General features: G+C 75.9%; 12 protein-coding genes. 3 read left to right on the top strand and 9 right to left on the bottom strand.

Going from position 1 to position 18230, the window contains the following annotated elements; translation table 11 throughout:
• Nucleotides 1-37 precede the first annotated feature (37 nt).
• The 3 genes from FHS22_RS11345 to FHS22_RS11335 all read right to left on the bottom strand — a co-directional run bounded on the left by FHS22_RS11345 (nucleotide 38) and on the right by FHS22_RS11335 (nucleotide 3612).
• On the bottom strand, nucleotides 38-1618 hold the full coding sequence (locus FHS22_RS11345) for a DUF6297 family protein (protein WP_184940878.1): 1581 nt from the start codon (nucleotides 1616-1618) through the stop codon (nucleotides 38-40).
• Nucleotides 1619-1676: 58 nt separating this feature from the next.
• Nucleotides 1677-2318 carry an ABC transporter ATP-binding protein gene (locus tag FHS22_RS11340; protein WP_184940877.1) on the bottom strand — a complete coding sequence of 214 codons (642 nt, stop codon included), beginning with the start codon at nucleotides 2316-2318 and terminating at the stop codon, nucleotides 1677-1679.
• A 130-nt stretch (nucleotides 2319-2448) separates the two neighbouring features.
• Nucleotides 2449-3612, bottom strand: coding sequence for a cysteine desulfurase family protein (locus FHS22_RS11335; RefSeq protein ID WP_184940875.1), 1164 nt, complete (start codon nucleotides 3610-3612; stop codon nucleotides 2449-2451).
• A 111-nt stretch (nucleotides 3613-3723) separates the two neighbouring features.
• Here FHS22_RS11335 and FHS22_RS11330 point away from each other — a divergent pair, with 111 nt between their 5' ends.
• Complete coding sequence (locus tag FHS22_RS11330; RefSeq protein ID WP_184940873.1) at nucleotides 3724-4230, top strand: TetR/AcrR family transcriptional regulator; 507 nt, start codon at nucleotides 3724-3726, stop codon at nucleotides 4228-4230.
• Between the two features lie 333 nt (nucleotides 4231-4563).
• The gene (locus FHS22_RS11325) at nucleotides 4564-5685 is read left to right on the top strand and encodes an MFS transporter (protein ID WP_377296435.1); all 1122 of its coding nucleotides are present in this window, start codon (nucleotides 4564-4566) and stop codon (nucleotides 5683-5685) included.
• A 131-nt stretch (nucleotides 5686-5816) separates the two neighbouring features.
• On the opposite strand, the gene FHS22_RS11320 is transcribed toward FHS22_RS11325, so the two are convergent.
• From FHS22_RS11320 to FHS22_RS11310, 3 genes are all read right to left on the bottom strand, one after another.
• Nucleotides 5817-6770: an electron transfer flavoprotein subunit alpha/FixB family protein gene (locus FHS22_RS11320; RefSeq protein ID WP_184940869.1), complete on the bottom strand. Its 954-nt coding sequence runs from the start codon at nucleotides 6768-6770 to the stop codon at nucleotides 5817-5819.
• 19 nt (nucleotides 6771-6789) lie between these two features.
• Nucleotides 6790-7569, bottom strand: coding sequence for an electron transfer flavoprotein subunit beta/FixA family protein (locus FHS22_RS11315; RefSeq protein ID WP_184940868.1), 780 nt, complete (start codon nucleotides 7567-7569; stop codon nucleotides 6790-6792).
• Nucleotides 7570-7899: 330 nt separating this feature from the next.
• Nucleotides 7900-9195: a serine/threonine-protein kinase gene (locus tag FHS22_RS11310; RefSeq protein WP_184940866.1), complete on the bottom strand. Its 1296-nt coding sequence runs from the start codon at nucleotides 9193-9195 to the stop codon at nucleotides 7900-7902.
• A gap of 223 nt (nucleotides 9196-9418) precedes the next feature.
• Here FHS22_RS11310 and FHS22_RS11305 point away from each other — a divergent pair, with 223 nt between their 5' ends.
• A complete protein-coding gene (locus tag FHS22_RS11305) occupies nucleotides 9419-10120 on the top strand; it encodes a hemerythrin domain-containing protein (RefSeq protein WP_184940864.1) in 702 nt (233 codons plus the stop codon).
• Between the two features lie 73 nt (nucleotides 10121-10193).
• Here the strand turns inward: FHS22_RS11305 and FHS22_RS11300 are convergent, their stop codons facing one another.
• From FHS22_RS11300 to FHS22_RS37955, 3 genes are read right to left on the bottom strand one after another with little or no spacing between them, the layout of a single operon-like run.
• Nucleotides 10194-13631, bottom strand: a complete 3438-nt coding sequence (locus tag FHS22_RS11300) for an ATP-binding protein (protein WP_184940862.1) — start codon at nucleotides 13629-13631, stop codon at nucleotides 10194-10196.
• 25 nt (nucleotides 13632-13656) lie between these two features.
• The gene (locus tag FHS22_RS11295) at nucleotides 13657-15723 is read right to left on the bottom strand and encodes a serine/threonine-protein kinase (RefSeq protein WP_184940861.1); all 2067 of its coding nucleotides are present in this window, start codon (nucleotides 15721-15723) and stop codon (nucleotides 13657-13659) included.
• Nucleotides 15720-17984 carry a serine/threonine-protein kinase gene (locus tag FHS22_RS37955; protein WP_260407865.1) on the bottom strand — a complete coding sequence of 755 codons (2265 nt, stop codon included), beginning with the start codon at nucleotides 17982-17984 and terminating at the stop codon, nucleotides 15720-15722. Before FHS22_RS37955 ends, FHS22_RS11295 begins: the two co-directional genes overlap by 4 nt.
• Nucleotides 17985-18230 lie beyond the last annotated feature (246 nt).

The following is an 18230-nucleotide window of genomic DNA, read 5'->3' as shown; positions in this document are numbered from 1 at the left end:
CCCCGCGGGGCTCGGCCCGTCTCCGCGAGGGCGTCCCTCAGGCGGGGCGCTTTCCCTCTCCGGCCAGGTAGGCCGAGAGGACGGCCGTTCCCAGGAGGGCCTGCACGGCCAGGAACCCGCCGAACGCGGCGGGTGGGAAGAGCAGTGCGACGACCAGCGGGAGGCAGCCGAGCACGGTGAGGTCGATGCCGGTCATCGCCCAGACGAGCGGCCCGGTGGGGATCGCCCCCACCGGCGTGTCGATGACCGGCATCGAGTGGTCGACGGGCCGCCTGCGTGCCGTCCGCAGGGCTCCCGCAGCCAGGGCGGGCGCGGTCAGGGCCGCCAGCGGCCACCACGGACCGGCGGCGAGTGCGCCGGTCGCCGAGAGCCCGGCCAGGGCGAGGGCCAGCCAGGCCGCGCCGAGCAGTCCCGGCAGCAGCGCCCTGGCGGCCAGGACCCGGCGGGGGCCGAGGCCGAGCAGCCTCGCCAGCGCCGGGTTGTCGCCGTCCCTGCGCGCTCCGGAGGTGCCCGTCACGGCGGCGGCGAGCGCGCCGACGAGGACGAGGCCCGCGGTCAGCGAGGCGGCCGCCGCGCCGGTTCCGGCTTGCCCGGCGAGTACGGCCACGGCCTCCGGGGATCCTCCTCCGGCCCCGGCCGGCGCGGTCGCCGTCCTCGACGCCCCGCCGGCCTGCGCGGCGAGCGCGGGCAGCACGGCGGCCGCGAGCAGCACGACGGGCCGCCAGGGGCGGCGTGCCAGCCTCCGCCAGTCCTGCCAGGCCGGCGCCATCGGGGCGGGCAGCGCGGGCCACCGCCGGGACCGCAGGACCCGTCCCCGCCAGTGCTCGTCCTCCGCGCTCCAGGTCAGGGAGCCCGGGTCCATGGTGACGGCGGAGGCGGCCGCGCGGCCCGTCCTCGCGGTGGCGGCCAGCAGGATCCGGGCCGGGATCCGGTCCAGCGCCACCCAGGCCCGCCGTACCAGCAGGGCGGCGAGCGCGGCGGACACCGCGGCCGCCGCCGCGCCGAGGGTCGGCGGCGCGGTGGCGGCCGCGGTCAGGAGGCGGCGGCCGGGACCGGATCCCAGCAGCGCGACGGCCGCGGCCAGCGCCACGGTCGCGGTGACCACCGGGCCCGCCCACGCGTCCACGGTGCGCGAGGCCTGCGCCAGCACGGCCAGGGCCGTGCCGCCCGTGGCCGCGGCGACGCCGAGGACCACCGCCGCGGCCGACCGTACGGCCGTGTGGTCCGGGGCGCCCAGGACCGCGAGCAGGCCCACGCCGAGAACGGCGCCGGCCGCGACGGACACCGCGAGGAGGACGCCCGCCGGCCGCCGCAGCACGGCCCGCCGGTCGAGCGGGGAGAGCAGGAGCCAGGCGTCGGCGGACGGCGGGGTGACGGGACCGAGCGTGCGGGCGGCGGCGAGGAGACCCGCCCAGGCCAGCATGACCAGCGCGATCCCGGCGCCCGTCCGCGACGGGTCCGCCTCGCGGGTGACCGCGGTGAGGAGTGCGGAGGCGGGCTGGGACAGCACCGCCGCGGTCACCGCGAGCCCGAGGCCGGCCGTGTAGTGGTCGAGCCAGCTCCGCGGCCGGCGGCTCCTCGACCGGACGAAGGCCCGGATCTCCGGAACCGGACTCATGGGGCACCTCCTGGACGGGCGGCCGGGACCGGCTCCGGGGCGCTCTCGAAGCCCGCCTTCATGCGGTGCTCCTGGCCCGTCCGGAGGACAGCACGATCGACCGGGCCCGGGCGGCCGCGGCGAGACCGGGATCGTGGGTGGCCGTCACCACCGTCCCGCCCTCGGCCGTGTAGCGCACCAGGATCTCCGCCAGCCGCCCTCTGAAGCCCGCGTCGAGCCCGCGTTCCGGCTCGTCCAGCAGGAGCAGGCGGCTCGGCCGCAGCAGGGTCATCGCCAGCAGGAGACGCTGCCGCTGCCCGGTCGAGAGGGCCGCCGGCGCGGCGTCCGCGCGGGGCCCCAGGCCGAACGCCTCCAGCGCCTCGCCGGCCTCCAGCCGGGACGGGGTGTGGACGGCGCCCATCAGGTCCAGGTGCTCGCGGACGGTCAGCCCCGGGTACCAGGCGGGTTCGTCCCCCACCAGGGCGACGTCGCGCCAGAAGGCCGGGACGTCGCGGGGCGGCGCGCCCAGGACGGCCAGCTCGCCCGAGTCCGGCGGGCGCAGCCCGGCCAGGCAGCGCAGCAGCGTCGACTTCCCCGCGCCGTTCGGTCCCGTCACCGCGACGGCCTCGCCTCGCACGACGTCGAGGTCGACACCGCGCAGGACGGGATTGCCGCCGAGCGCCACCTCGACGCCGCGGGCCACGATGATCGGTTCGGTCACCGTTCGAATCTAGCCGTCGCGGCCGCCGGGCGCGGCGGCGGAGAGCGCCTCGGTCAGGCGGCCTCCCCGGCCGCAGGGCCCGGATGCAGGGGTCCCGGACCGCGGGGGTCCCGGACCGCGGGGTGCCGGGTCAGGACAGTCCGGCGCGGCGGGCGCGCTCCACGACCAGGCCGATGACGTCGGCGACGCGGTCGACGTCGGCCTCGGTCGAGGTGTGGCCGAGCGAGAAGCGCAGCGAGCCCCGGGCGCGGACGCCGTCGGCGCCCATGGCGAGCAGGACGTGGGAGGGCTGGGCCACCCCTGCCGAGCAGGCGGAACCGGTCGAGCACTCCACTCCCTTGGCGTCCAGGAGCATGAGCAGCGCGTCGCCCTCGCAGCCGGGGAAGGAGAAGTGCGCGTTGCCGGGGAGCCGGTTCTCCGGGTCGCCGTTGAGGATCACGTCGGGGACCGCCTGCCGTACCCGGCGGATCAGCTCGTCGCGCAGGCCCGAGAGCCGGGCGGCGGTCTCGGCCCGGCGGGCCACCGCGATCTGCACCGCCGCCGCGAGCCCGGCGACCGAGGGGGCGTCGAGCGTGCCGGAGCGGACGTCGCGCTCCTGGCCGCCGCCGTGCAGCACCGGCACCGGGTCGGCGCCCCGGGCCAGCAGCAGGGCGCCGACGCCCATCGGCCCGCCGACCTTGTGGCCGGAGAGCGTCAGGGCGTCCACACCGGCGTCGGCGAAGTCGACCGGGAGCTGGCCGATCGCCTGGACCGCGTCGGTGTGGAACGGGATGCCGTGGTCGCGGGCGATCGCGGCGAGCACCCGGACCGGCTGGACGGTGCCGACCTCGTTGTTGGCCCACATGACGCTCACCAGCGCGACGCCGTCCGGGTCGCGCTCGACGGCCTCGCGCAGGGTCTGCGGGTGCACCCGGCCGAGCTCGTCGACCTCGAGCAGCTCGACGGTCGCGCCCTGCCGGTCGCCCAGCCAGTGCGCAGGGTCGAGCGCCGCGTGGTGCTCGACCGCGCTGATCAGGATGCGGGTCGCCCCGGCGGCGCGGCGGGCCCAGTAGAGGCCCTTGATCGCCAGGTTGTCGGCCTCGGTCCCGCCCGAGGTGAACACGACCTCGCTGGGCCGGGCGCCGAGCGCGTCCGCGATGCTCTCGCGCGACTCCTCCACGACCTGGCGGGTACGGCGGCCCGCCGCGTGCAGCGACGAGGCGTTGCCGACCCTGCCGAGGTGGGCGGTCACCGCCTCGATGGCCTCGGGAAGCATCGGCGTGGTCGCCGCATGATCGAGATAGGCGGACTGCACGGCCGCACTCCCCTCCGCAACTTATTTTCAGCCTTCCAAGGGTATCCGCGCCCGTGCGGAGCCCCGCCCCCGCGTTGACCACTGAACCGTCCAGCCGGTACAGTAAAGACCATGAGACGAGAGGAACTGCTGGACGCGGCGGAGGACCTGCTGGCCGACCAGGGATCCTCCGCGCTCACCCTGGCGGCCGTCGCCGAGCGCGCGGGCTGCAGCAAGGGCGGGCTGCTCTACCACTTCAGCACCAAGGAAGCCCTGATCAAGGGCATGGTCGAGCGGCTGATCGAGGAGTTCGACGAACTCGTCGCCGCCCAGGGCCACGACACCTACACCAAGAACTACCTGGCCGCCACGTTCGCCGCCGTGCAGAGCGGCCGGCTGCGGCGCTGGGCGGTGGTCACCGGCGCCTCCGGCAACCTCTACCTGCTCGCACCGCTGCGCGAGGCGATGGCCCGCTGGCACCGCGAGGGGCTGGAGACCGAACCGGACCCGGCGGCCGCGCAGATCGTCCGCCTGGCCTGCGAGGGGTTGTGGGACGTGGCCAGCCACGACCCCGGCCTCTACGACGACGGCCGCTACGCGGAACTGAAACGAGGGCTCCTGGCGCTGCTGCCCGGCTGACCGCCGGCCGCACGGGCCGCCCCGTCCACGCATCCGCGTCCGCCCACCCGGTCACCGGACCCGTCCGGCGACCACCGCCGCATGCCCGGCCACCACCGCATGCCCGGCCGTCCACACCCGTCCGCCGGGCCGTCCGTTCGGCTCCGGCGATGATTACTCTCCGTGAATATTGGTGGTCGCTTCCGCACGCGCGGAAGCGACCGGATTTTCTGTGCCCACCTGACGGCGGCCGGAAACCTCCATAGAAGGGATTACGTCATGACCCGCGACCTGAGGACTGCCCGTAACGGGGCAATCCTCACTTTTGTTCTCGGTGGACTGATGTGTGGATCGATGACCGTGCGCCTGCCCGCACTGTCCGACAAGCTCGGCCTGTCCGAGACGTCGGTCGGAATCTCCCTGCTCGCGTGGGGTCTGGGCGCGCTGGTGACCATGCAGTCGATGCGCAGCGTGATGCGGCGTTTCGGCAGCCGGAGCATTCTGCGGGTCGCCGCCCCCCTCTGCGCCGTCACCCTGGCCATGCTCGCGTTCGCGCCGTCGTTCCCGCTGCTGCTGGTCGCCTCCGCGCTGTTCGGCCTGGCGTTCGGCGCGCTGGACATCGCGATGAACGCGCAGGGCGCGGCGGTCGAGCGCGCCCACGGCCGCCCGCTGATGAACGGCATGCACGCCGGCTGGTGCGCGGGCGCGATCTCCGCGGGCCTGCTCGGCACCGCGGCCATCGCGGCCGGCCTCTCGTTCACGGCCCACCTGACCCTGGTCGCCCTGGTCTCACTGCCCGCGGCGGCCACGCTCAGCCGCACCTACCTGCCCGACCCCGCCCCCGAGCCGGCGGACGCCGGGGCCGGGACCCGCCGCCGGATGCCCCCGGTGGTGTACCTGCTGGGTGCCATCGCGTTCTGCGCCTTCATGGTCGAGGGCACGGTGGCCGACTGGAACGGCCTCTACCTTCGCGACGCGCTCGGCGCCTCCGAGGCCGTCGCCGCGCTCGGCTACCCGGTCTTCGAGGCGGGCATGCTGCTCGGCCGCCTGGCCGGCGACCGCCTCCGGGCCCGGTTCGGCGCCCGGAGGATGATCACCGGCTCCGGTCTGGCCACCACCGCGACCTTCGCCGTGGTCGTCACGGCCTCTTCGGCGGCGGTCGCCGTCCCGGCCATGCTGCTGGTGGGCCTGTCGGTGGCGACGATCTCGCCGATCGCCTTCTCCCTGGCGGGCGAGACGACCGCCAACCCCGGTCCGGCCATCGCCCAGACGGGCGCGCTGGGCTACGCGGGGCTGCTCCTCGGCCCGGTGGTCATCGGTTTCGTCTCCGACCTGGCCTCGATCCGCACCGCGCTCGGCATCGCCGTCCTGCTGGGCGTCCTGATCGCCGTGACCGGCCGCCTCCTGCCCCGCTCCGGTACGGCCCCCGCCGCCCCGGCCGAGGCCGCCGGCCGCGTGCTCACCCCGGCCGCCTGAGGCCGGCCCGCCCGGGACCGGGCTCCGCCGTACCGGAACCGGGCGGGGCGCACACGGGAACGGCGCCGCACGGAGGATCCGTGCGGCGCCGTTCCGGCGGTCCGCGGCCCGGGTCCGGGCCGGTGGAGGACCTACTTGCGCTTGGCGATCTCGTCGGTCAGCTGCGGGACGACCTGGTTGAGGTCGCCCACGACACCGAAGTCGGCGAGCTCGAAGATCGGCGCCTCGGGGTCCTTGTTGATCGCGATGATCGTCTTGGCGGTCTGCATGCCGGCCCGGTGCTGGATGGCCCCGGAGATGCCGGCCGCGATGTAGAGCTGCGGCGAGACGGTCTTGCCCGTCTGGCCCACCTGGAACTGGTGCGGGTACCAGCCGGCGTCGGTGGCGGCGCGGGAGGCGCCGACGGCCGCGCCGAGCGAGTCGGCCAGCTTCTCGATGATCGAGAAGTTCTCGGCGGAACCCACGCCGCGGCCGCCGGAGACCACGATCGCGGCCTCGGTGAGCTCGGGGCGGGCGCCCTTCTCCTCCTTGACGCGGTCCACGACCTTGGCGCCCTTGGCGGCGTCGGAGACGGCGACGGAGACCTGCTCCTCGGCGCCCGCGCCGGCGGAGGCCTCGACCGGGGTCGCGTTCGGGCGGACCGCGATGATCGGGGTGCCCTTGGTCACGCGGGACTGCACGTTGACGCCGCCGCCGAAGATGGACTGGTCGGCGACCAGGCCCTCCCCGATGCCGACGGCGTCGGTCAGCACACCGGAGTCGGTCTTGATGGCCAGCCGGCCGGCGATCTCCTTCGCCTCGGCCGTCGCGGCGACGAGCACCGCGGCCGGGGACGCGGACGAGACGAGCTGGGCGAGCAGCTCGGCCTTGGGCGCCACCACGTAGTCGGTGATGTCGGCGGAGTCGGCGACGTAGATCTTCTCGGCGCCGTACTCGGCCAGCTTGGCCTTGGCCTCGGCGGAGTAGCCCGGACCGGCCCAGACCGCCGACGGCGCGCCCAGCCTGCGGGCGAGCGTCAGCAGCTCCAGGGTGACCTTCTTGACCTGGCCGTCGACGTGCTCGACGAGAACGAGAACCTCGGACATCTCAGTTGAACCCCCGTTCTCAGACGAACTTCTTCGACGCGAGGAAGTCGGCGGCCTTCACGCCACCGTCGCCCTCGTCCTTGACGACCGTGCCCGCCGCGCGCGGCGGGGCCGCGGCGAAGTCGGCCACCTCGCTCCACGAGCCGGCCAGGCCCACCTGCGCGACGTCGATCTCGGCGTCGGCGACGCCCAGCTTCTCGACCGGCTTCTTCTTGGCCGCCATGATGCCCTTGAAGGACGGGTAGCGCGGCTCGTTGATCTTCTCGACCACGGAGACGACGGCGGGCAGCACGGCCTCGACCTTGTCGTAGCCGTAGTCGGTGACGCGCTGGATCGCGATGGACGTGCCGTTGACCTCGACCTTGTTGGCGAAGGTGAGCTGCGGCACACCCAGGCGCTCGGCCAGCATCGCGGCGAGCACGCCGGTGCGGGCGTCGGTGGACTCGGAGCCGAGCACGACCAGGTCGAACCCGATCTTCTTCAGCGTCTGCGCCAGAGCGTAGGAGGTGCCCAGGGCGTCGGAACCGTGCAGGGCGTCGTCCACCAGGTGGACGGCCTTGTCGGCGCCCATGGCCAGGGCCTTGCGGATGGTCTCGCTGGCCTTGTCGGGGCCCATGGTGAGGACGGTCACCTCACCGCCGTGAGCTTCCTTGAGCCGCAGCGCCTCCTCGACCGCGTACTCGTCGAGCTCGTTGACGACGCCGTCGGCGGCGTCGCGGTCGAGCGTCTTGTCATCGGACCTCAGCTTGCGCTCGGTCGCCGTGTCGGGGACCTGCTTCACGCAGACGACGATGTTCATGGCCGGTGGCCGACCTCCCGTGTTCGCGTGCGCCACCGCTTCGTCGCGGCCGGCGCCGGATGCTCGGTACGCGCACGCGGGGCACGTGCGCGTGGTGCCAAGACTGCCAGGTGCCCGAGGGGCTTGTGACAGCGGGTGGCCCGGCCGGGATCGTGCCCGTCCTGGTCCCCCGGCATCATGTTACCCATCGGTAGCTTAGGCGCAAACCACCGGCCCGTACGGCATGCGCCGACGGGGCCGGTCGTCACCCGGCGAGCCGTCCTCCACCATACCGAACTATGTTCCGGAAGCGGCGGGCGGCACTCCCCCTCCTACCCGCGGACCGGGCGGTCAACTGCTCAGCAGGAGCACGACCAGGACGAAGACGACCGTTCCCAGCGCCAGCCCGAGGGTGAGCGGGCTGAAGAGCGCGCCCAGCACGGCCCACAGCGCGATGGACCCGCCGGCGCCGGCGAGGTCCACGGCGAGCCGGGAGCGGTTCTGCCGGGCGAACAGGGCGACGCCGCCGTCGACGAGCATGACCGAACCGTAGATCGTCAGCAGCAGCAGCGAGGCCTCGGGCAGCGGGCTCCTGGCCGCCGCGGCGGCCAGCGCGACGAGCAGGCCGGTGCCGACGACCCAACGGCGGTGGACCACCGCACGGCGTCGGGCGCGGACCTCATCCGGCGCCGCCGCCCCGGTGCCGCGGCCGCGGCCCGGGCGCCACTCCCTGGTGGTGAGGCTGTGCACCCCGCCGCGCGGGACGCGGCGGGCCGCCGTCTCCTGGACCGGCTCCCGGATCTCGGCCGCCGCGAAGGCCGGGTGGGACTGCGGGGCCGCCGCCCGGACGACGGGGGCCGCCGCGCCCAGCCGGGCCAGCAGCATGCTGGCGGGCGGCCGGGCGGCCGGGTCGCGCACCATGCACTCCCGGAGCAGCGACTCCAGCCAGGGCGGCACGCCGTCCAGGTCGGGCTCGTGGTGGACCACCCGGTAGCCGACCGCGGCGGCGGGGCCGGTGCCGTACGGGTGCCGCCCGGTGGCCGCGTAGGCGAGCGTGGCCGCGAAGGAGAAGACGTCGGCCTCGGGCCCGGTCTCGCCGCCCTCCAGGATCTCCGGGGCCAGGTAGCCGGGCGTGCCCAGGACGGCCCCCGACGTGGTGACCGAGGCCGAGTCGAGCATGCACGCGATGCCGAAGTCGATCACGACCGGCTCGCCGTCGGTCAGGATCACGTTGCCGGGTTTCAGGTCCCGGTGGATCACTCCGGCGGCGTGGACGGCGGACAGCGCCTCGGCGAGGCCGCGCGCCAGCCGTACGAGCTCGTCGCCCCTGATCGGGCCGTCGCCGGAGACCACCGCGGCGAGCGGGCGGCCCTGGACGTAGCGGGTGGCCAGGTAGGGACGCCCGCCGGTCAGCGAGGCGTCGAGGATCTCGGCGACGTGCGGGCCCTGGACCCGCCGCATGGCCTCCACCTCTCGGGCCAGGCGGGTCAGCGCCCCTTCGTCGGCGGCGACGTGCGGATGCAGGATCTTGATGGCGACCGTGCGCCCCTCCGGGTCCAGCGCGAGGTGGACCTCGCCGAAGCCTCCCGCCCCCAGGGGCGAGAGCAGGCGGTACGGGCCGAGCCGATCACCGTCCGGCGCTCCCATGCGACTCCCTCCGGCCTGTCCCCCTCATCGTGCCCCAGACAGGGCCGTCTCGCACGGCGGGATTACAAGAATCCGCCCGTTCACGGACACGGAACACACACGGGGCGCTCCCGGTCTTCCCTCCGGGCGGACCGGCTTGAAGCCGACTTGAGGTGGATCGCCAAGAACCGCCCAAGATGTCGCGGCGAACCTGTCACCATCCACCCCTGCGAAGGAGACGGCGATGACCGCGACCCGCCACCCCGGCGTCCCTCAGATCGTGCTTCCCGGCCAGGCCGCGGCGGTTCCCGGCCCGCTGGACATGACCAACATGTACCTGGCGCACTACGGGTTCCGCCGCGACCTCGGCCGCCTGCTCGTCGCGGCGGGCCGGGTCGGCCTGGCCGACCGGGCGCGGATCACCGCGCTGCACGAGCACCTGACGTGGGTGCTGCTGGTGCTGCACCACCACCACACGGCGGAGGACGAGACGGTCTGGCCCCGCCTCCGGCGGCGGGCGCCGGAGGCCGCCGAGGTGATCGACGCGCTGGAGGCCGAGCACGCCGAGGCGGACAGGTGGATCGGGGAGAGCGAGACGGCCTTCGCCGCGTTCGCCGCCCGCCCCACCGAGGAGGGCCGGGCCCGGCTGGTCACCGCGCTGCGCTCGCTGGGCGACGTCCTGGGCGCCCACCTGGCGCACGAGGAGACCGAGGGCATCCCGCTGATGATGGCCCACATCACGCCGGAGGAGGACGCCGAGGGGCACAAGGGCATCCAGAAGGAGTACGGCCTGTCCGGCATGCTCAAGCTGGTTCCCTGGATCACCTCCGACCTCCCCCCGGAGGTCGAGGAGCACCTGCGCAGGACCGCGCCGAAGGGGCTGCTCCTGGTCAACCGGCTGGTCCGGCGGCGCTACGAGCGGCGCATGGCCTACCTGTGGGGCTGACCGCGCCGGCCCGGCCGGGAGACGACCGGCCGGGACCGTTCTCCGGAGCCGGCGCCGGGGGCGCCCGGTCCCGCTAGGCGAGCTCGGCGGCGATGAGCGCGACCAGGGCGCCGGCCCCCATCTCGCGGGCCACCGCCAGCGCGTGCCCCCCGTGCCGGAGCGCCGCCTCCCGATCGCCCAGCGCCCGCGCCAGCAGGAACAACGACCGGCTCATCGGCCACATGACCGAGCTGAGGCCGCCCATCACCATCCGGTCGGCGTACGGCAGCGCCTGCGCGTACAGCTCGGCGCACGCCCGCTCGTCACCGAGCGCCGACCAGATCTCGGCCCGCATGCCGAGGCGGTGCAGGAGGAGGAAGGTGTCGGGGATCGGCCGCTGCCGCTCCCACGGGCCGATCGTCCTCCTCGCCTCGTCCGGCCGGCCCGAGGCGACCTGGAGCGCGGCGCGGGCCTCCCGGATGACCTCCTCCAGCGGCTCCGGCCAGTCGCCCGGGGCCTCCAGGGCCTCCAGGGCACCGGGGGCGAGGGTGCCCTGCCGGGCGCGCAGCAGTGCGACCTGGTGCGTCCCCGCGGCGATGGTCACCTCCGCCCCCCACATCGAGGTGGCCTGGTGCTCGGCCGCGGTGGCCGCCAGCAGCGCCTCGGCCCCGGCCGTGTCCCCGCTGCCGGCCACCACCCCCAGCCTCAGCCAGCCCAGGATGATCCGCAGGTACGGCAGCTGCGAGCGCTCGACCAGCGCCTCGGCCTCGGCCAGCGCCCCCAGCGCCCGGCCCACCCGCAAGGTCTCCAGCAACGCCCCCGCCAGGCAGATCAGCCCGGTCGCCAGCAGTTCGTCGTCCCCCGCCGCCCGCCCTGCCGCGACCATCTCCTCGGCCGCCTCGATGCGCTCGCCGACCGCGTCGGCGTTGAGCAGGGCGGTGAACCGGGCGAAGAGCATCCGGCCCAGCAGGGTGGCGTCGTTCTCCTTGCGGGCCAGTTCCACCGCCTCGCGGCTCCACCGCTCCCGCTCGGCCGGATCGGGGCCGGTCCGGTAGTAGGTCTCCACCGCCAGGCAGGCCAGTGCCCGCGCCCGGGAGACGGGGTCCAGCCCTTCCTCCGCGCCCTGCCGCGCCGGGTCCGCGCCGTCTCCCCCGCCCGGCCGCGGGACCCACCGGGCGGGTCCCGCGCCGTCCGTCCGGACCAGCTCGTGCAGCTCGCCGACCAGCTCCGTGTTGTAGCGCCCGTAGGTCTCCCAGGGCTGCAGGATGCGGCCGCCGTACCCGGTCGCCGCCGCGATCCACCGCCGCCGGTCCCCCGCCCGCCGCGCCAGCGCCCGGATCTCCTCCAGCACCAGCCGCTGCCCCCGCGCGTCCCCCGCCCCGATCCGCGCATCGGCCAGCGCGAACAGCACGTCCATCCGCTCGGCCGCGCTCAGCTCCGCGTCCCCGGCGGCCACCGCCGCCGCCCGCTCCAGCAGCCCGGCCGCCGCGTCGTAGGCGCGCAGCCGCATCGCCTCCCGGCCCGCCCGCACCGCCGCCGGCCACGCCCGGCGCACGTGCCCGGCCGGCACCGCCAGCAGCCAGTGGTGCGCCACCACAGCCAGCCCGTCGGCTCCCGCCCCGGCGCTCCCGGTGCGGGCCTCGATCGCCTCGGCCACCCGCGCGTGCAACCGCGCCCGCCGCAACGGCGCCACCGCGTCCGCCAGCGCCTCGGCCACCAGCGCGTGCACGAACCGGAACCGCCCCGGCCGCCCCTGCACCACCAGCGCCGCCGCCAGTGCCGGCTCCAGCCGGTCCAGCACCTCCTCCGCCCCCAGCCCCGCCACCGCCGCCACCACGGGCGCCTCGAACTCCCGCCCGACCACCGCCGCGATCCGCAGCACCTCGGCCGCCGCCTCCGGAAGACGGCCCACCCGGCCCAGCACCACGTCCCGCACGCCCAGCGGCAGGACCCCCCGCACGCAGGATCCCCCCGGCCCCGCGGCGGACCCCGGCGCGGCCCCCAGATAACGCACCAGCTCGGTGGCGAAGAACGGGTTGCCGCCCGTGCGCTCCCGCAGCGCCCGGACCTCCTCCTCCGCCAGCCCCGGCGCCAGCGCGGCCAGCTCGTCCGCGCTCAGCCCGGCCAGCGGCAGCCGCACGGCGTGACGACGCGCCAGCGACTCGAACGCGTCCGCCAGCGCCCCCTCGGCCGACGGCAGGTCCCGGGCCGTGCCCACCACCAGCAGCCGTCCCTCGCCCGCCGTCTCGGCCAGATAGCCCAGCAACCGCAACGACGACGGGTCGGCCCAGTGCAGGTCGTCCAGGACCACCAGCACCGGCCGTACGGCGGCCGCCGCCGCCAGCACCCGCGCCGCCGCCTGGTAGGTCCGGAACCGCGCCCCCTCCGGATCCGGCCGATCGGCCGACCCCGCCCCCGGCAGATTCGCCCGCACCGCCTCCGGCAGCGGCTCCACCACCTCGGCCAGCCGCTCCAGCACCATCGTCCACGGCCAGAACGCCGGCGCCCCCTCGATCGCGGCGCACCGGCCCACCGCCACCAGGTGACCGCGCGCCCGCGCCCGCGCCGCCAGCTCCTCGGCCAGCCGGGTCTTACCGATCCCCGGCTCCCCGGTGACCAGCGCGAACCCCGGCCGCCCCGCCTCGGCCCCGGCCAGCGCCTCCTCCAGCGCGGCCAGCTCTCCCCGCCGTCCCGCCAGCACCCGGCCGGCCAGCCCCTCACCGGCCGCCGCTCCGAGTCCTCCGGCCGCCGTCCCGGAGACGACGGCCGCGCCGAGGCGCAGCCGCGGCGACTGCGCCAGGATGTCACGTTCCAGCCCCCGCAGCTCATCACCCGGATCGATGCCCAGCTCCTCGGCCAGCACCCGCCGCGCGGTCCGCAGCACCGCCAGGGCCTCCCCCTGCCGCCCGGCCCGGTACAGCCCCAGCGCCCGCAGCCCCCACAACCGCTCCCGCAGCGGATGCTCGCCCGTCAGCGCCTCCAGCTCACCCAGCACCTCGTCGTGGCGGCCCTGCTCCAGCACCGCCGCCACCCGCAGCTCCCGCGCCCGCTCCCGCGCCTCCTCCAGCCGCGCCTGCGCCGCCAGCGCGTACTCCTGCCCGTCCAGCTCCGCGTACGGAGTCCCCCGCCACAGCGCCAGCGCCGCCGCGGCCTGCCGCTCCGCCACGACCGGGTCGCCCGCCCGCCCGGCCTCCGCCACCAGCCGTACGAACCGCGACGCGTCCACCCGCTCCGGCTCCACCGCCAGCGCGTACCCCGCCGGTCCCAGCACCAGCGCCCGGCTGGGCGTGCGCGGCCGGCGTCCCGGCTCCAGCGCCCGCCGCAGGTTCGACACGTACGCGTGCAGGGAGGCGGTCGCCTCGGCCGGGGCGTCCCGGCCCCACAACCGGTCGATCAGCACCGCCGGAGCCAGCGGCCGCCCCTCGGCCAGCGCCAGCACCGCCAGCAGCATCCGGGGCTTGAGCGGGCCGACCGCACGGGGGCGCCCGTCGTCGCCGATCAGCTCGGCCGGGCCCAGTACCCGGATCTCCACAGTCCGGCCTCCACCGGGAGAAGCACTACTTCCAGAAGGTCAGGAACCCGAGGCCGACGCTCTTCAGCAGGTCGTCCACGAGGCCTCCGACGAGGTCCAGCACGCCCATCGCGCTCTCGTGCGCCTGCGCCCGCCACTGCGTCGTCAGCCTCTCCACCACCTGGGAGGGGGGCTCCCAGGGGGCGAAGGACGGGACCATGCCCAGCGCGGCCATCACCGTGAAGAAGGCGATCGTGCCCAGCACGATCGTGGTCACCATGGCCGCGCCCGGGCTGCGGATCGCCCCGCTCAGCACCCGGGAGACGGCCTTGCGAGGCTTGCCGCCGCCGGGCAGCACGAACAGCCCGGCCACGAAGGCGCCGGCCGCGTAGGCGGCGGCCGGGTCGGTGTCCATCTGCCCGATGTAGACCAGCGCGCCCCAGACGCACATGCCGAACATCGCGGCCAGCGGGCCGCTGACCAGCGTGGCCGCTCCGGCCTTGACCAGCGCCCACGGCGTGCCGATCAGCGCGAGCAGCGGGTCGGAGGCGCTGCTGCCCCGCACCGAGCGGCGCTGGGCCAGGTCTCCGAAGAGGTACTCGCCCACGCGCAGGCAGACCGCCGCGACCAGCGCGAAGGCGCTGACGACGACGGGCAGCACGCAGGCCAGCGCGACCACGATCGTCAGCAGCAGCGCACCGGCCAGCGGGTGGCCGGTGCGGTACGGAGGCCTGTCCTGCCGGGGCTGCCGGTCCTGCCGGGGCTGGGCCGGAGGGGTGAAGGGCCGGGGCTGGGTGGCCGGAGGCGCGTACGGCCGGGCCGGGCCGGTCGGCTGCGGCGCCGGGTACCCGGCGACCCGCTGGTCGGCGTAGGGCGGCGGCGCGAAGCCCGGCTGGCGGGCGCCGGGCGGGGCGGGCACGTACGGCGGCGGGGTCGCCGGGACGTACGGCGGCGGCGCGGCGGCCCCGGCCTGCCCGGCGCTGCCGGGCCCGGCCCCGCGGCCCGGCTCGGCCCGCGGCTCGCGGGCCCTGCGCTCGCGCCGGTCGGGCTTGGCGTACTCCACCGGCGGGAGCAGGTCGGAGTAGGTCGCGTCCTGCGGCAGCACCTGGGTGCCGTTCGCGGGCGGCGGCGGGACCTGCCCGCCGGGCGGCGGCGGGGCGTCGTTCTGCGCCCGGGTGCCGTCCGGCTGAGGCGGGGCGCCGCCGAGCACGCGGGTGCCGTTCGGCGGGGGCGGCGGCGGGCCGCCGAGCACCTTCGTCCCCGGGTCCAGCACGGCCGTCGGCGGCGGCTCCTCGTGGAAGGCCGTCACCGCCGGGTCGAGGGCGCGGGCCATGCGGTGCAGCTGCTGGGCGCTCGGCCGGGCCGCGGGGTCCACGTCCAGCGCCTGCCGGAGCCAGCCGCGCAGCCACGCGGGGGCCAGGTCGATGTTGGCCCGGCCCTCCATGATGTTGAAGCAGACGACCTCGAAGCTCCCGGTCCCGAACGGCGGCTTGCCGGTCGCGCCGAAGAAGACCGTGGAGGCCAGCGCGTGCACGTCGGCCGCCTGGGTGATCTCGGAGTCCCGGATGATCTCCGGGGCGAGGTAGCCGGGGGTGCCGACGAACATGCCGGTCTGGGTGAGCCGGGTCGCGTTGACCAGGTGCGCGATGCCGAAGTCGATGACCAGCGGGTCGCCGTCGACGAGCATCACGTTGGCCGGCTTGAAGTCGCGGTGGATGACGTCGGCGGCGTGGATGGCCACCAGCGCCGCGCACATGCCCTGGGCCAGCCTGATGAGCCGGTCGGCGGGGAGCGGGCCGTCCTCCAGGACGGTCTCCTCCAGCGTGCGGCCGGGGGCGAAGCGGGTCACGATGTACGGCTGCGCGCCGGTCAGCTGGGCGTCCAGCACCGCCGCGACGTGCGGGCTGCGCACCCGCCGCATGGTCTCCACCTCGCGGGTGAGCCGGTCGCGCGCCTTGAGGTCGGCGGCCACGTGCGGGTGCAGGACCTTGACGGCCACCTCGCGGCCGTCCTCGTCGAGCCCGAGGTGGACGGCCCCCATGCCGCCCTCGCCGATCTTCCTGAGCAGCCGGTACGGCCCCAGCCGCTCCGGCGTCCGCGTGTCCCCCGTCATCGCGCCTGCTCCCGTAGGTTCGTCAGCTCGGTCACCACCCTGTCGACGTCGACGGGTGTCCACGTCGCCTCCCGCGCCCGCTCGCCCACGGTGCCCACGGCGAGGAAGACCATCAGCGCGGCCACCGCGCCCAGCGCCGCGGCCGTCATGATGGCCGCGCTCCGGGACGGGAGCAGTGATGCCAGCGTACGTCGCATCTGGCGTCCGGGGCCCTCGACGCCGGGACCCGCGCAGACCGTCCACAGGGCGACCGCCGCACCCCAGCTGAGCGCGTTGGTGACGGGCATGGCGGGGACCAGCACGGTGAGCAGCAGCGTCACCGGCAGGCCGAGGATGAGCGCGTACGGCACGAGCGCGGCGGTGACGCCGACCGACTTCAGCAGCGCGCCGGGCCGGCCGAGCACCCGGAGCACGTCGGCGGCCGCGGCGCCCGCCGCCCGGCGGGTGTTGAGCACCGGCTGGGCCATGTCGGCGGCGCGCAGCAGGATCGCGACCGGGACCGCCACGGCGGCGACGGCGATCGGGGCGATGACGGCCGCGACCGTCACGGCGACCAGCAGCAGCGTGCTCGCCACGCCGTACGCCTTGGAGCGCTGCAGCGCGTGGCCGGGCCGCTGACCCGGGTGGAGCCCGGGCGGCTGGTGCGCGGGCGCCTGGTGCGGCGAGGCCTGCGGGTGCGCGTACGGGTAGGGCGGCGGCGAGGCGGACTGCCGCAGGTGCGGCGCCTGCTCGTAGGAGACGTGCTGCGGGTACGGCTGCGCGTGCGGCGGGGGACCCGGCTGCGCGTGCGGCTGGGAGTACTGCTGCGGCGAGGACTGCGGCCGGGCGGACTGCGCCGGCCCGCGGCCGCGCAGGTGCTCGGGCAGCTCGCTCGGGCGGACCCGCTGGGTCGGGATGTCCCCGTCGGCCACCGGCGCGGTGGCGCCCAGCTCTCCGGTGATGCCGGAGCCGGTCCGGGCGGACGCCCCGGAGCCGGGCTGCCCGGGTGCGCCGGGGCCGGTCCGTGCGGCCCGGTCACGGACCCGGCCGGTCGGTATGTCCTCCGGGTCCAGCATTCCGGTGGGAAGCTCGTGGGAGGCGGGCTGGGCGCCGGGACCCTGAGCGCCGGGAGCCTGGGCGCCCGAAGCCTGAGCACCGGTCGCCTGGCGCAGTTCCTCGGGGGTCACCCTGCGGGTGGGCCAGGGGTCGGGCGCCTGGTCGTCGAGGAGCGAGACGTACTCGCGCGGCTGGACCGCGGGCGCCGGGGGCCAGGGCGTGGCCGGTGCGGCCCCTGCCGGGCGGGAGGCCACCGGCGTCGGCACCTCCCCCGGGTCCGGCGGCAGCAGCGATCCCGTGCCGTACCCCGGGTTCCCGGTACTGCCGTGACCGCCCGTGCCGCCGTGACCGCCCGTGACCGGCCGGCCGGAGTCGTCGAAGCGCGGGACGGTGGTGATCTCGTCGGGGACGCGGGGCCGGTTCTGCCGGCCGGCCGGGGGCATCAGGCGTCCCACCTGGGCGGCCAGCTCGGCGGCCGGGGGCCGCTTGGCGGGGTCGCGCTGGAGCGCGGCGCGCAGCACCGGCTGGAGCTCCCGGGGCGCGCCGGCCACGTTCGCCTTGCCCGCGGTGATGTTGTAGAAGATCATCTCCAGCGTGCCCTTGCCGAAGGGCGGTTCGCCGGTGGCCGCGAAGACCAGGGTGCCCGCCCAGGCGTGCACGTCCACCTCGGGACCGGCCTCGTGGCCCTCGATGATCTCCGGGGCGAGGTAGCCGGGCGTGCCGATGAACATGCCCGTCTGGGTGAGCCTGGTGGCGTCCACCGCCTGCGCGATGCCGAAGTCGATGAGGACGGGCTCTCCGTCCAGGATGAGCACGTTGCCCGGCTTGAGGTCGCGGTGGATGACCCCGACCGAGTGCACGGAGGCCAGCGCCGCGGCGACCCCGTAGGCGACCTTGAGCAGCGCGGGCAGGTCCAGCGGGCCGTCCTGCTTGACGACCTCGTCCAGCGGGCGGCCGGGGACGTAGCGGGTGACGATGTAGGGGCGGTGGCCGGTGACGTCGGCGTCGAGCACCTCGGCGATGTGCTCGCTGCGCACCCGCCGCATGGTGTCCACCTCGCGCGAGAGCCGGCGGCGCGCGACCTCGTCGCCCGCCACCTCCGAGCGCAGCACCTTCACCGCGACCTGCCGCCCCTGCGGGTCGACGGCCAGGTGGACCACGCCCATGCCGCCCTCACCGAGCCGCCGCAGCAGTCGGTATGGACCCAGTCGGTCGTCCTGATTCATGGCATGAAGCACCATACCGGCTTAAACCCCGCTTACGAGATGAACCATCAGGTCACATTCCCCGTCTGAACAACGTCTGGCACACCTCAACGGTTTCCCAAGCGGGGGTAACACGCAATCTCAATTCGGCTTCAGTTTGCCAGGCGCAGGACTTCCACGCCGCCAGGGCACGCCCGGACACGCCCGGCCACCCCGGCGGACGGAGCCTGCTGCCCTTCCCTCGCGACGGTTCCCGCGCCTCCGGCA

The organism is Thiemannella venezuelensis, from assembly GCF_014203605.1.
Lineage (GTDB): Bacteria > Actinomycetota > Actinomycetes > Streptosporangiales > Streptosporangiaceae > Planomonospora_A > Planomonospora_A venezuelensis.
Note: the sequence above shows the minus strand (reverse complement) of the source record. Positions and strands in the feature narration are given on the sequence as shown.

Bases quoted from the DNA above. Each gene is read 5' to 3' on its own strand.
- FHS22_RS11295 (WP_184940861.1), bottom strand. From the start codon at position 15,723: ATGACGGGGGACACGCGGACGCCGGAGCGGCTGGGGCCGTACCGGCTG.
- FHS22_RS11330 (WP_184940873.1), top strand. From the start codon at position 3,724: ATGAGACGAGAGGAACTGCTGGACGCGGCGGAGGACCTGCTGGCCGAC.
- FHS22_RS11325 (WP_377296435.1), top strand. From the start codon at position 4,564: ATGACCGTGCGCCTGCCCGCACTGTCCGACAAGCTCGGCCTGTCCGAG.
- FHS22_RS11320 (WP_184940869.1), bottom strand. From the start codon at position 6,770: ATGTCCGAGGTTCTCGTTCTCGTCGAGCACGTCGACGGCCAGGTCAAG.
- FHS22_RS37955 (WP_260407865.1), bottom strand. From the start codon at position 17,984: ATGAATCAGGACGACCGACTGGGTCCATACCGACTGCTGCGGCGGCTC.
- FHS22_RS11310 (WP_184940866.1), bottom strand. From the start codon at position 9,195: ATGGGAGCGCCGGACGGTGATCGGCTCGGCCCGTACCGCCTGCTCTCG.
- FHS22_RS11345 (WP_184940878.1), bottom strand. From the start codon at position 1,618: ATGAGTCCGGTTCCGGAGATCCGGGCCTTCGTCCGGTCGAGGAGCCGC.
- FHS22_RS11315 (WP_184940868.1), bottom strand. From the start codon at position 7,569: ATGAACATCGTCGTCTGCGTGAAGCAGGTCCCCGACACGGCGACCGAG.
- FHS22_RS11305 (WP_184940864.1), top strand. From the start codon at position 9,419: ATGACCGCGACCCGCCACCCCGGCGTCCCTCAGATCGTGCTTCCCGGC.